General features: G+C 48.5%; 13 protein-coding genes and 1 riboswitch. Of the genes, 6 read left to right on the top strand and 7 right to left on the bottom strand.

Going from position 1 to position 13442, the window contains the following annotated elements:
* The first annotated feature begins 33 nt into the window (after positions 1-33).
* A riboswitch (TPP riboswitch) is annotated at positions 34-143 on the top strand.
* Positions 144-343: 200 nt separating this feature from the next.
* From ABH897_RS23865 to ABH897_RS23845, 5 genes are all read left to right on the top strand, one after another.
* Positions 344-1390: an ABC transporter substrate-binding protein gene (locus tag ABH897_RS23865; RefSeq protein ID WP_283654327.1), complete on the top strand. Its 1047-nt coding sequence runs from the start codon at positions 344-346 to the stop codon at positions 1388-1390.
* A gap of 399 nt (positions 1391-1789) precedes the next feature.
* Complete coding sequence (locus ABH897_RS23860; protein ID WP_283654326.1) at positions 1790-2083, top strand: MTH1187 family thiamine-binding protein; 294 nt, start codon at positions 1790-1792, stop codon at positions 2081-2083.
* Positions 2080-2856 (top strand): ABC transporter permease, encoded by a 777-nt coding sequence (locus tag ABH897_RS23855; RefSeq protein WP_283654325.1) that lies wholly within the window; start codon positions 2080-2082, stop codon positions 2854-2856. The genes ABH897_RS23860 and ABH897_RS23855 overlap by 4 nt, the downstream gene beginning before the upstream one ends.
* Before the next feature lie 45 nt (positions 2857-2901).
* Positions 2902-3849, top strand: coding sequence for an ABC transporter ATP-binding protein (locus ABH897_RS23850; RefSeq protein ID WP_283654324.1), 948 nt, complete (start codon positions 2902-2904; stop codon positions 3847-3849).
* Entirely contained in the window at positions 3846-4700 is an 855-nt protein-coding gene (locus ABH897_RS23845) for a TatD family hydrolase (protein ID WP_283654323.1), read from the top strand. Before ABH897_RS23850 ends, ABH897_RS23845 begins: the two co-directional genes overlap by 4 nt.
* A 142-nt stretch (positions 4701-4842) precedes the next feature.
* On the opposite strand, the gene nfsA is transcribed toward ABH897_RS23845, so the two are convergent.
* From nfsA to ABH897_RS23810, 7 genes are all read right to left on the bottom strand, one after another.
* The gene (gene nfsA, locus ABH897_RS23840) at positions 4843-5586 is read right to left on the bottom strand and encodes an oxygen-insensitive NADPH nitroreductase (protein ID WP_283654322.1); all 744 of its coding nucleotides are present in this window, start codon (positions 5584-5586) and stop codon (positions 4843-4845) included.
* A gap of 304 nt (positions 5587-5890) precedes the next feature.
* Positions 5891-6649, bottom strand: a complete 759-nt coding sequence (locus ABH897_RS23835) for a DUF3226 domain-containing protein (protein WP_283654321.1) — start codon at positions 6647-6649, stop codon at positions 5891-5893.
* A 5-nt stretch (positions 6650-6654) separates the two neighbouring features.
* Positions 6655-7755 (bottom strand): AAA family ATPase, encoded by a 1101-nt coding sequence (locus tag ABH897_RS23830; protein WP_283654320.1) that lies wholly within the window; start codon positions 7753-7755, stop codon positions 6655-6657.
* 193 nt (positions 7756-7948) lie between these two features.
* Entirely contained in the window at positions 7949-10414 is a 2466-nt protein-coding gene (locus ABH897_RS23825) for a heavy metal translocating P-type ATPase (protein ID WP_404581134.1), read from the bottom strand.
* Positions 10415-10526: 112 nt separating this feature from the next.
* On the bottom strand, positions 10527-10727 hold the full coding sequence (locus tag ABH897_RS23820; RefSeq protein ID WP_283654318.1) for a copper ion binding protein: 201 nt from the start codon (positions 10725-10727) through the stop codon (positions 10527-10529).
* A 58-nt stretch (positions 10728-10785) separates the two neighbouring features.
* Positions 10786-11136 carry a metal-sensitive transcriptional regulator gene (locus ABH897_RS23815; protein WP_283654317.1) on the bottom strand — a complete coding sequence of 117 codons (351 nt, stop codon included), beginning with the start codon at positions 11134-11136 and terminating at the stop codon, positions 10786-10788.
* Between the two features lie 112 nt (positions 11137-11248).
* Positions 11249-12484, bottom strand: coding sequence for a multidrug effflux MFS transporter (locus ABH897_RS23810; protein WP_283654316.1), 1236 nt, complete (start codon positions 12482-12484; stop codon positions 11249-11251).
* 202 nt (positions 12485-12686) lie between these two features.
* On the opposite strand from ABH897_RS23810, the gene ABH897_RS23805 reads away from it, so the two are divergent.
* Positions 12687-13280 carry a DUF5317 domain-containing protein gene (locus tag ABH897_RS23805; RefSeq protein ID WP_283654315.1) on the top strand — a complete coding sequence of 198 codons (594 nt, stop codon included), beginning with the start codon at positions 12687-12689 and terminating at the stop codon, positions 13278-13280.
* Positions 13281-13442: the final 162 nt, after the last annotated feature.

Below are 13442 nucleotides of genomic sequence, written 5' to 3'. Positions count from 1 at the left end.
GTAGTAAACCCGAATTGAATAACCCATTCGACTATACAATGCCAGGGGTGCTGGAATCGGCCGGCTGAGAGTGTGTCCCAAGACACTGACCCTTACAACCTGATCTGGGTAATGCCAGCGTAGGAATGCTTAAGCAAGATGCGCCCCTTTTTTCTTATTACGGCGGGCCATCCCTTACTTTGGTATATACAAGCGCAAGCGTCCCGGAACATCGGGGCGCTTTTTTTGTTGAAGATGATGTTGTTGGAACAGATAGCGTCCGGCAGAAGTTATTTTTGTAAAATGGGAAACATAAGCTGTCTGATCCGACGGATTACGGGTAATAAAAGGAGAGAACACAACGATGAAGCGCATGAAAATGTTAAGCCTAGGGCTGATCAGTCTGTGGCTCATGACCCTGACTCTGACCGCCTGCGGCGGAGGCTCCCCCTCTGCACCACAAGGCGCGGCTCCTGCCGCCAATACCCAAGCGACCTCCCCGACCAAGGGACTCAAGGATGTTAAAGTCGTGCTCGACTGGACGCCAAATACGAATCATACGGGACTCTATGTCGCCAAGGACAAAGGATTTTACGAAAAAGCAGGCTTGAATGTCCAGATCGTTCAGCCCGGTTCGGGCGGAGCCGATCAAATGGTTGCTTCCAATGCTGTACCTTTTGGTATCAGTTATCAGGAGGGAGTCACACAAGCTCGTACGCAAGGGGTACCGCTCGTATCCATCGCTGCGGTCATTCAGCATAATACATCAGGCTTCGCAGCCCCGGTTGACCGCGGGATTAAGAGCCCGAAGGATTTTGAAGGTAAAAAATACGGCGGCTGGGGTTCGCCCGTAGAAGAAGCGGTCATGAAATCCATCATGGACGCAGACAAGAGCGATGTAAGCAAGGTGAAGATCATCAACATGGGTAATGCCGATTATTTTACAGCCGTGAAGCGGGATATCGACTTTGCCTGGATTTTCTACGCATGGACCGGGATTGAAGCCCAACTACGGGGTGAACCACTGGATATGCTGTATGTAAAAGATTATTCCAAAAGTCTGGATTACTATACACCCGTCATCGTGAGCAACGAACAGACCATTAAAAATGATCCCGAACTGGTCAAGGCCTTCATGGACGCGACCGCCCAAGGCTATGAATATACCATCGCTCACCCGGAAGAAGCCGCAGACATCTTGACCAAAGCGGTTCCGGAACTGGATAAAAAGCTGGTACTCGCCAGCCAAAAATGGCTAAGCCCGCGTTATCAGGACGATGCCGCCCAATGGGGCGTACAAAAAACGGAAGTATGGCAAAACTACTCCGACTGGATGTACGAACGCAAGCTGCTCAGCAAGCCTTTGGAAGTCGATAAAGCCTTCACAAACGACTTCCTGCCCAAGCGTTAATCTTGTAAATCGAACTTGAAAGTACCTTTGTGCCACTACGCAGTCGGTTGATGCTTCCGAAGCGAGCTTCCCTATGGAAGGCTTTTAAAGCGACCGCTAACGCTTGTACAGCACCATTCCGTCCACTTCGTTTTTATGTTCATTTTGCTTTTGTAAAAATGCCACACCAATAAAACCCAAAAATATGATGGTTTTAAGGTGGTTGGCAGCGCAGCGGTTCATTTGAATCTGGAGAAGCGCAGCGTTCGCCTTTGCCGTGGGATTCTTACCTTTTAAATTTATTCAATGAATCCCACGGCAACAGCGATCGTAAGATCAAATGAAACGCGGAGCGGTCTCACCCGCCTTAAACCACCATATTCCCCTAAAAACAATCCAATGAAGGACAGGTGAATTCACATGGCTAACACACTGCTCAGTATTCAAGTAATTCCTAAAACCCCCAATAACGAGGACTCTTACGTATATGTAGATACGGCAATTGAAGTTATTCAGCGCTCCGGTGTCAAACATCAGGTGAACCCATTGGATACGACCATGGAAGGCGAGCTGGACGAGCTGCTGAAGGTGGTTAAAGAAATGCACGAGGCACTGACGGAAGCAGGCAGTCCAAGCATCATTTCACAAATCAAAATCGCACATAACCCGCAGGGCATCAGCATGGATAAGCTGACCGAGAAATATCGCCCATGAATCCGAAAGGCAAAAGCGCATCCTGGTGGAAAAGCGTATGGCCGCCCCTTGTGGCGGTCCTCTTCTTTTTAGCCGCCTGGCAGGGGGCGGTTTCCTATTTACATGTTGAATCCTGGTTACTGCCAGCTCCGTCCCTGATCGTGCAGGAAGGAATGGCCCAGTCGGCGCTGCTTGGTGCCCATACTTGGGCTACCGTTCGCTTAACGCTGGCGGGATTTGCTATCGGCACAGCAACTGGACTATTGATCGCCATTGTTCTTCATACCATCCCTTTTCTCAAATCGGCTCTGTATCCGCTGCTCATTCTTAGTCAAAACATTCCGACCATCGCTCTCGGCCCATTGCTGATGGTGTGGTTTGGTTTTGGCGTGTTGCCCAAGCTGATGGTTATTACACTGGTCTGCTTTTTTCCTGTGGCTGTAGCGGCCATGGACGGGCTGACGAGGACGGACCGCACGATGATGAGCTATATGCGCATGTCGGGCGCAGGCCGTATGGCTATTTTCATGAAGCTGGAGCTGCCGCATTCCCTGCCACAAGTATTTTCGGGCATCAAGATTGCCGCCACCTACAGCGTGATGGGCGCGATCATTGCGGAATGGATCGGAGCCAGTGAAGGAATTGGATATTATATGAATTTGCAAAAATCAGCCTACCGCACGGATCTGATTTTTGCCGCTATTGGCATTATTGTTACACTTAGCTTGCTAATGTTCGTAGCTATTCTACTGCTGGAAAAATGGCTGGTACGTTGGAAACCCGACCAGGAATAGCTTCCAAATGGAACCAAAGGATACCAAAGAAAGGACGTGGCGCGTATGAGTCTGCATCCTACTGACTTATCACCGCAAAATATGGCTGGTGGACAACGAGCCGTGGAACCGCAGGAGCATTCTTCCACTTCTCCAGCCTTGGAACTGGACGGTATTAGCCTGGCCTTCCGGGAAAAGCGAAGCTCGCTGCCTGTATTGCAGGATGTATCCTTGAGCGTTCGACCTGGGGAATTCGTCTCCCTGATCGGTCCGTCCGGCAGCGGCAAAAGCACGCTGTTTCACATCATCGGTGGGCTGCTCAAGCCGCAGCTGGGGCACATCCGTATGAACGGACAGGACGTGACTGGGGAACGCGGGCATATCAGCTATATGCCTCAACAGCCCGCGCTTTTCCCGTGGCGTACCACGCTGGACAACGTGCTGCTCGGGCAGGAAAATGCGCGGCGTAAAGATACAACAGCGCAGCTCCGGCACAGCAGCGAACGCGAACGCCGTAAGGAAGCCCTGCAATGGCTGGAGCAGGTCGGGCTTGGCCCATTCGCTAAGGCGTATCCGCATACGCTCTCTGGCGGCATGCAGCAGCGGGCGGCTTTCCTGCGCGCGCTACTCAGTCCGCAAGAGCTGATGCTGCTGGATGAGCCGTTCAGCGCACTGGACGCGCTGACGCGCGGAGACATGCAACAATGGCTCCTGCGGATGTGGGAGAAGAACCGCCGCTCTGTGCTGTTTATTACCCACAGCATTGAGGAAGCGTTGCTGCTCTCCGACCGTATCTATGTACTGTCAGCACGACCTGCTTCGGTGATACACGTCGTAGACGTTCCCTTCCCTCGCCCTCGCAGGGAAGAAATCACCCTCGACCCGCGCTTTATCGAATGGAAGCGGAAAATGACAGGCTGGATGCGCGAGGAAAAGCACAGACTGGAAGGCGACACGGACAACACTGGAGGCGTCCGTGAGGATACTTCAGGTAATGGGGCGAAGCCGTTATGAATGACTCGAAGGATAAAAAACTGGACACGGCAGCACCAACGACGACGCCAGCACCCGCGCCTCTAATCGACGCGCACATTCATGTGGATAGCTATCCGTCTGAGCAGCAAGAGCTATTGCTCGCTTCGCTTGCAGATAGCAGTGTCGAAGCCGTCATAGCCGTGTCCATGCATCTCGCCTCCAGCCGGGCCAATTTGTGCTTGTCTGAGCGTTTTCCCGGGCTGGTACGACCCGCCTTTGGCTTTCATCCCGAACAGCCTCTTCCACCGCAAGCTGAGCTTAATCTGTTGTTCGACTGGATGGACAAGCATGCAGAGCATATGGTCGCCGTAGGTGAAGTCGGCTTGCCCTATTATAATCGGCTGGAAGCCTTGGAGAGAGGCGTTTCCTTTGACCTTGCTCCTTACATAGAACTGCTGGAACGTTTTGTCCGATTTGCGGGAAAACATAACAAGCCGATTGTGCTGCATGCCGTCTATGAGGACGCGGACATTGCCTGCGATTTACTGGAACGCCACGGCGTCACGCAGGCGCATTTCCATTGGTTTAAAGGCTCTGCCGCCACGACCGAACGCATGGCCCGTAACGGCTATTATGTCTCCTTCACACCGGATCTCTTGTATGAGGATGAAATCCGAAGTTTGGCAACACAGTATCCTCTCGGTCAGGTGATGGCGGAAACGGACGGCCCTTGGCCCTTTGAAGGGCCTTTTTCCGAACAACAGACCCATCCATGCATGACCGCCGAAGTCATTCGGGCGTATAGCAAGCTGACAGGTCAAAATGAAACTGTTGTTCGGCAATTATTTTATGACAATACGAGACGCTTTTACGCACTGTCTAATTTATAAAGTCGTTTACAGCATAAGCAAAGAACCTCCGAGTACGCATCCTATTGCCAGCGTAACCGGAGGTTCTTTGTATTTTTAAGCCTGTGCATGGATCTATAAGTTGTGAATAGGTCCCTGCTTTATTTTTATGGCTGCTCTACTTTTATTGCTTCAAAAATCCCTTTTGCTCCAAAAAAGACTTCATCTGCAAACGTGCAGGCTCGGTCAGTCTTGCTGCCATCTGCTCTGACCATGGGGTAGACCGCTGGCCACCTGTGCGTTCCTTCAAATATTCAGCCGATGTGTGATCATACAGATCCACAGCTTTCATCGTCTGATTTTTGTCGTAGCCGTTCATATGCAAAACACCGGACAGTGGAAGACGTGGACGTAAACCCTCTTCCTGATCCGGTACACCAATACACATACCGAACACTGGATATACCAGCTCAGGCAATCCCAACAGCTCGGATACCTCGGCTATTTTTGTACGGATGCCCCCGATGTAGACAATGCCCAAACCGAGTGATTCGGCGGCTACCGCTGCATTCTGTGCAGCTAACGCGGCATCAATGGTCGCAACCGTGTAATTTTCGACGGAACCTTCATAGGAGGACTTGCCCGGTTGATGGTGAACTGTGACCTGCTTCAAGCGGTACAAATCTGCACACCACACGAGGAACGCCGGGCATTGCTCAACGTAAGCCTGGCCACCTGCCAACTCAGCCAGCTTTGTTTTCAAAGAAGGCTCTGTAACGGCAATGACGGTATAAGCCTGTACATTGCTGGACGAGGAAGCCATCTGGCCTGCTCCCACAATAGCTGCGAGCTGCTCGTCAGTAACGGCATCTGACTTGAATTTTCGTACAGACCGATGATTCATCAACAAGGAAATCGTATCATTCATGACTGCTTCACCCCTAATCCATAATATAAGCTCTTTATCTGCGTCAAGCTGTGAGCATACGAAGAAATTCTTGCATGCTTGCATGGCACTCCTACAAATATTATGAAACTTTAGCGTAGGATAAGCAACCCGACAGGATGAAGGGTGACAGCATTGATAAAAAAAGCTGAACATAGCAAAAAGGCAAGCACGCTGGAGGTTAAATCCCTGCGTACTTGCTAAGAAACAGTCTGTTTGTATTCTAATAATGTCGCTACCCAAATCTTATAAATATTATATGAGTCAAAGTTCTTTCTACATCCACTCAGTACCTTAGTAAGTTTTTCAAAAAGTCAGTAATTTCTTTGACTGGTATCAGGCCCAATGTGCTTGAGGAAATCCAATCATTGTCTTGTATAGAGACTTGATTTGCTTTTCCTGGCTTTAAAATATTAGCTATGCAACCAACTACAACTTTTGCCTCGTCTGTTACTCCCCAATTATGTCTATACTGATCATCGATATTATTCACATAGTTTAAGGCACCTTTTAAAATCTCTGGATACACAACTTCAGCACACTGAATTAATGCATCCTCCAATGTGCCTTTATCTCTATTATTAGGGAAAACATGTATTCCTATACGAGGGATATTTTCTATAATCTCACCTGGAGATCCTATATTCGAAAACGCTAAGTCGTCATCTCCTAAAGTCTGAATTATATTTTGACAACTTATCTTGGCTTCTTCATCATCCGCGTCAATCAGAACGCCAACTGCACTTAAAAAACCATTTTCCTTCTTCAAAATATTTAACAAAGTTAACCTCAACACTTTTGCTATTTTGGTTATTCCTCCGGCAGAGTGTACAGCGACTGAGAAGTTGTTGCTCTGAAAGAAAACTGGAATAGAAACTCTTTTTAGTAAATCGCCTTCAGGAGGAAAGTTCTTTGGTATTATATCTAGCCAGTACTCGTCTAATTTAGAAAGTTGTTGAACTCTTTTAAAACCATTCGATTTCAAAACTTTCCCCACTACTTCAACATCGTGAGGACCTTCGACAACCAAATATGCATATTCCATTTTGCTTACCTCACATCCTGACCCAGCTCATATCTCAATGAGTACATATCCTCACCTATAAACCTTTTTGAATATGTTCTACTATCCGACGAAGGTTTCTCTAATCTATAGGTAGTAAGCTCGTTTAAATTTTCTGTATCTGCTGATAATATCGCATCAATGGCTTCTAAACTATGAGTTGTTACAAACAGCTGTACATTAAAATCTTTACAATTGCTGACAAGCCAATCAAAGAACTTTCTAAATAGTTTGGAATGTATAGCAGTTTCAACTTCATCTATTAGCAACACACCGTTTTTAGACTGTAATATAGCGGTCGCAATAGTTAAAATTCTCCGCACACCATCACCATAGACCGTAATCGGAACATACCCCATCGTCCTATGCTTAAAATAAGGAGTAGATCTGTTGCCATTAGGATCTAATATCTCTATTCCCTCAATATTCTCATCAAAATCTTGAAGTAAGTTGATGATACTATTTTTATTCCCCGACATAATAGTTGCTGAAATCGCTTTTGCTGAGATAGGCATTACACGATGATCCACAGGAGATACCAGATTTGTCTTGAAAATAACATTTTTCCGATCTCTTCGCATAACTCTTTGTGAATCGGTAATCAAATACTTTTGCTCTACTTCATCATTGAGTACTTTAGTTCTAAACATGATTTCAACTGCTCGTTCTTCTTCTACTTCTCCAATTTTCTCCTGTTGTTTCACACTATTCGTTAAATCCATAACAGATGTTTCATGACATTCAATATTACATTCTATAAATCCCGATTCTAATTTCGCTCCTAAATTAATACGTTCTCTGACTAACTCATTAACAGTCCCGTAAAATGCAACTGGAAAAGTCCATAGAACAGAGTCTACTGTCGATAGTTTCCGAGATAATATTGAAAATGTTCTATCTCTCCCTTTAGAAGTAGCAATAAGCTGAAATATATCCCCTGGACTTGTTATTAATTCAATACTTTCTAAAATGGAAGTCTTACCTACATTATTTTTCCCCACTAAAAGATTGAACTGACTTAAATTTTTCAACTCCAAGCCTTTAATTCCACGAAAATTTTCAATATATAAATCATTTATATGATTCAAAATTATCGCCCCTCCCTAACGTGCTCATACTTCATTATATTCCTCATTATTGACTAAATACTTTTACAATATAAAAAACCTTTAGAAGAATTATGTATCCTCCTCTGTGAATCGTGTAATTCCATTCTATCAAAGAACCGTTACTTAGGGTTTGAATTTTAAAAAGGGTTGCCCTAAGGACAACCCTTGATATCTACAGCTTCACCCGCTGGAGACGCAGTGCATTCAGCACCACCGAGACGGAGCTAAATGCCATGGCCGCTCCCGCCAGCCACGGGGCCAGAAAACCCAAAGCTGCAATCGGGATGCCAATCACGTTATAACCTAACGCCCAAAACAGATTTTGCCGTATATTCGTCATCGTACGGCGGCTCATTTCGATCGCATCGGGAATGCTGTTCAGGTTGCCGCGCATAAGCGTGATATCCGCAGCTTCCATCGCCACATCCGTACCCGTGCCCATGGCCATCCCGATATTAGCGGTAGCCAGCGCGGGCGCGTCATTAATGCCATCTCCGACCATAGCTACGATCAGGCCCTGCTCCTGAAGCCGTTTCACTTCTTCAGCCTTGCCCTCCGGCAGCACCTCAGCCAGCACCCGAGCAATTCCGGCCTCAGCAGCAACAGCTCGCGCGGTCCGTTCATTGTCACCCGTAATCATGATGACCTCAATGTTCATCGCACGCAGACGGGCAACCGCCTCCCGTGACGTTTCCTTGATCGTATCCGCTACGGCCACCAGTCCGGCATAGGAACCGTCCACCGCAATCACCATTGCTGTTTTGCCCGCGTTCTCCAACTCATGCATATGCTGCTCGGCAGAGTCAGCTATCGCGATGCCTTCCCTGCTCATCAATCGACGTGTACCTGCCAGTACCTGCTTGCCTTCCACATGAGCCATCACGCCATAGCCCGGAATATTTTCAAAATCCGTTGGCTCTACTAGCTCAATGCCGCGATCCGCAATCCCTCTTACAATGGCTTCTGCCAGTGGATGCTCCGAGCTTTTTTCCGTCGCAGCCAACAACCGCAGCAAATCCGTTTCACTCAAGCTTCCTTCTCCGACCATAACATCCGTCAGCACCGGCTTGCCGTTCGTAACCGTACCCGTCTTATCCAGTACCACCGCGTTGATGGAGCGGGTCGTTTCCAGATGCTCGCCGCCCTTGAACAGAATGCCATACTCTGCGGCACGTCCCGAACCCGCCATAATAGACGTTGGCGTAGCCAATCCGAGCGCACAAGGACAAGCAATGACGAGAACTGCAATCATCTTCTCCAGTGAACCTGCAAAATCAGCCGGTGTCACAAGGAAAAACCAGACGAAAAAGGTCACCACGGCAACAGCAACAACAATGGGTACAAAAATACCCGAGATTTGATCCGCGATCCGCTGAATAGGAGCCTTGGAGTTTTGCGCATCCTCCACGACCTTAATAATACGGGCCAATGCCGTATCGCCACCGACACGCTGGGCCTGGATACGAAGTACACCGTTTTTATTGAGCGTAGCTCCTGTGACCATAGAACCCGCTTCTTTTTCCACCGGGAGACTTTCGCCACTCAGCATGGATTCATCCACCGCCGAGCGTCCGTCCACGACCACACCATCGACAGGAATTTTCTCGCCGGGACGTACAATAAAAATGTCCTTCACACGAACCTGCTCAATCGGTATATCAAGCTCTTGCCCATCACGTACCACACGCGCTGTTGTCGCCTGGAGACTCATCAGGCTCTTGATCGCCTCGGACGAACGGCCCTTGGCTACTGCCTCGAACCATTTACCGACGAGAATGAGCGTAATCAGCACCGCGCTTGTCTCATAGTACAGTTCAGGCATTTTCATGACAGGCGTCCCTGCCATACCTCCCATGCTGTCCATCACGGTAGACGGTCGCAATGTAAGGTACAAACTGTAGAAATAAGCCGCAGACGTGCCCAGTGCAACCAGTACATCCATATTCGAGCCGCCATTACGCAGTGCTTTGTACGCACCTACATAGAACTGCCATCCAATGATAAACTGGATCGGTGTAGCCAGCACAAGCTGGAACCACGGGTTCAGAAATAAGCCAGGCACATAAATCCATGAGGTAAAGGAGAAATGAGCCACCATCGCCCACAACAGCGGAAGCGACAGCACCGCAGATACGATCCACTTCCATTTTTTACGATTCAAATCTTTGCTGCGCACGTCTGCGATGTTATCCTCGGCACTCTGCGGGATGGCTCCATAGCCAAGCTGCTCAATCTTGCTCACCAGATCACCGACCGCAATACTTCCCGCCGCATATTCCACATGCGCTGTTTCCATCGCCAAATTCACCGTAGCGCCCGTCACACCCGGCATCCGGTTCAGACCCTTTTCAATCCGGGTCGCGCAGGCTGCGCATGTCATGCCCGTCACATTCAGATTGGCTTCCTCACTCACGGTTCCAAAGCCAAGCGAAGCAATTTTATCGCGAAAATCCGGAATGTCGGCCTGCTTCGGATCATACGATATCGACGCCTGCTCCAGAGCCAGATTCACATTAGCCTGCGCCACGCCGTCTATTCGATTCAAACCTTTTTCAATACGGCTGGCGCAGGCAGCACAGGACATCCCCGTAATATGAAGCGTTGTCTGCTTGTCACCGTCGGTCACACGGTTTTCCATAGTTACTCTCCTCCTACATACCCCTATGGGGTATATTCATGTTCAAAAGAAAAAGCCTCTTTACGGAAGCTTCTCCTTTAAAACCAATTTTTTTACGCATTAAATATCCAACTTAAACGACGTCGTAGCCTTGGTCTTCGATTGCAGTTTTCAGAGCTTCCACGTTCAGCTTGGACTCATCGTATTCTACAGCCACTTGTTTCGCTTCAAGACTGACCTTGCCGGAAGCGCCGACTTTCTCCAAGGCTCCTTCTACTGCTTTCACACAATGATTGCAGTTCATGCCCTCAACGTTCAACGTTACTTGTGCCATTTCTGTTTCCTCCTCCGGGGTACTTCATGTACCCGATTCATGTGTATGGGTATTGCTCTTAACGGATTAGCTTCTTGACCGTAACCAGCAGCTCGTCGATCACTTCCGGCTCTCCGGCCTGCATGCGCTCAATGACACAGCTTTTCATATGCCCTTCCAGCAGCAGCTTGCCGACACCATTCAGGGCGGACTGGACAGCCGCAATCTGGTTCAGCACATCGTCACAGTAGGTATCCTTCTCGATCAAGCCCTTGATTCCTCGAACCTGACCTTCAATACGGTTCAATCGGGATGTAAGGCTGTTCTTGAATTCTGCCGAGTGATGACTTTTTCTGACGGTCTTTTCCCCCTCTGTTCCGCAATGAGCCTCATGGACTTCAGCGTTGGAAACAGGTTGCTCTTCAGCCATACATCAGCCTCCTGTGTTGTGTATATGCATTCATGCATTTGTTAATATGCTTCTAGCATAATATACCCCTATGGGGTATGTCAACCTTCCAGAAAAATGTCACCTGTTTGCCTTATTTCAGGCCTTCGCGCGCACTTCCTTGGGCAAGCACCATAAAGCTTAACAACGCACCGACTTCCGCTATAGCGATGACGATAGCCATTGGTATAGGCGTTGTTCCACTGCCCAGACCCACCAGCGGCGAAGCGATGGAGCCAAGCAACAGAGGCAGCAAGCCGAGCATAGCGGACGCACTGCCTGCGGAGCGCTGCTGGCTTTGCATTGCCAATGAAGTGGTGGTGGTGCTCACGATCCCGACGCAGGAAACAACAAAGAATAGCGGAACTAGAACAGCAAACAGTTGACCTCCGGTAAAAGCCACAGTAAGCAAGCTAATTCCGGCTACAGCCGCAATCACCAAACCCGATAAGAGCAACTGCCGTTCGCTGAAACGGCCGACAAGCCTCCCGGTCAATTGAGAAAACAGTACAATCCCCAAACCATTCACCGCGAAAATAATACTGTATGTCTGAGGTGAAACCCCGAAAATATCCTGAAGCACGAACGGCGAGCCAGCGATGTACGCAAACATGGCTCCTGTAATGAGCGCCTGCGAGAAGGCGTATCCCATAAAGCGCCGATCCGTAAAAAGATGACCGAGTGTACGAAGCGTCTGCTTCAAACCACCCGACGAACGGCGGCTGACAGGCAGTGTTTCCGGTAGCCCCAACACGACGGCAATTAACATAGCCACCCCGACTACGCAAAGCACCATGAACACACCACGCCAGGATACAAAATTCAACAGAACACCGCCCAGCACAGGAGCAGCAATCGGAGCCACACCGTTCACCAGCATGAGCAGTGAAAAGAAGCGCGTCAGCTCTTTGCCCGAATATAGATCACGCGCAACGGCTCTGGAGATGACGATCCCCGCAGACCCGGTAAGACCCTGAATAAAGCGGAGCCCGATAAGCACGCCGATATTCGGCGCAAACACGCATAACAGCGAAGCGGCAGCGTACAGGACAAGCGATACGACCAGCGGACCTCTACGTCCTCTTACATCACTCAGCGGCCCCGCAACGATCTGCCCGACTGCCAGCCCCAACAGACAGGCGGTCAGGCTGAGCTGGGCCAGCGAAGTCGTTGTATGCAAATTGTTGGCTAATGTAGGCAATGACGGCAAATACATATCTATGGACAAGGGTCCGAAAGCGCTCAAAGCTCCCAGAACAAAGGCAATCCATAAAATCCGGGATTTGGTCATATCTGCGGCAACCATTACCGTATTGGAAAACCGATTCATAATAACAATCATCCTTTTCTGAAAATAAGAAATATCACTTCAATATATTATGATAACATTCATTTTACGCTGCTTCGATCATTTACACGCTAATCCGCAATTTTTTTTCGAAACTGCTACATATCAGGCAGGAATTTACCAATTTAAGGTCGAATTATACCTTAACCAAAACAAAAAAATTTGCGAAAGCTGGAGAATAACTATGGTCTATGATGGAGTGCTGCTTGGTCTCATTGTAGGTCTGTTCAGAGGAGGCTGGCAGCAGGGGTTAATCCGCTTTAGCCAAATTCGCCTCATAGCTGGCTGGATGTTCCCTGTGCTACTGCTGGTGCAGTTCATTATTTTTTATGCTCAGGAAAAATGGGCCTGGCTTGCGTCCATCAACGGGTATCTGTTTATGGGCATCTATGGGGTTGGATTGATTTTTCTCTGGCTGAACAGGCACCACAAGGGATTCAAGCTTATTTTAATCGGAGTCCTGTTGAATTTTGTCGTCATGGCGGTCAATGGCGGCAGGATGCCAGTCTCGTTGAGCGCTTCTGAGGTGCTAGGCCCTTATTATACGGAAATGCTTAAATCTGGAAACGTTATCTCGAAGCATTACATGATGGATGTGGGTACGCGTTTATCATTTTTGGGTGATATTATTCCACTCTCCAAGCCCTATCCCCGTACGCAGGTGATCAGTATTGGAGATGTCGTCATGAACTTTGGGATGTTCCTGTTTATTCAAAGCGTCATGGTCGTGAACAAAAAGAAGACCACTCAGCAAGAAACCCATCCCCGCCACGCCTAGTGTGCGCCTTATTCCAAGGAAGGGAGTGAACCCTATGAAAAATTTGAAATATTCCCGTGTGATTATCAACGCTATTATCGTCGCTTCTGTCGTAATCGCTTTGACTTCCGGTTACAAAATCGGAGGCTAATTACCGATAAGGAAAAGGGAAGCACAGGCTCA

Origin of the sequence: Paenibacillus sp. RC73 (assembly GCF_044908085.1) — a bacterium.
Lineage (GTDB): Bacteria > Bacillota > Bacilli > Paenibacillales > Paenibacillaceae > Paenibacillus > Paenibacillus terrae_A.
The sequence above is the reverse complement of the archived record's forward strand: the minus strand, read 5'-3'. Positions and strand labels throughout refer to the sequence as shown.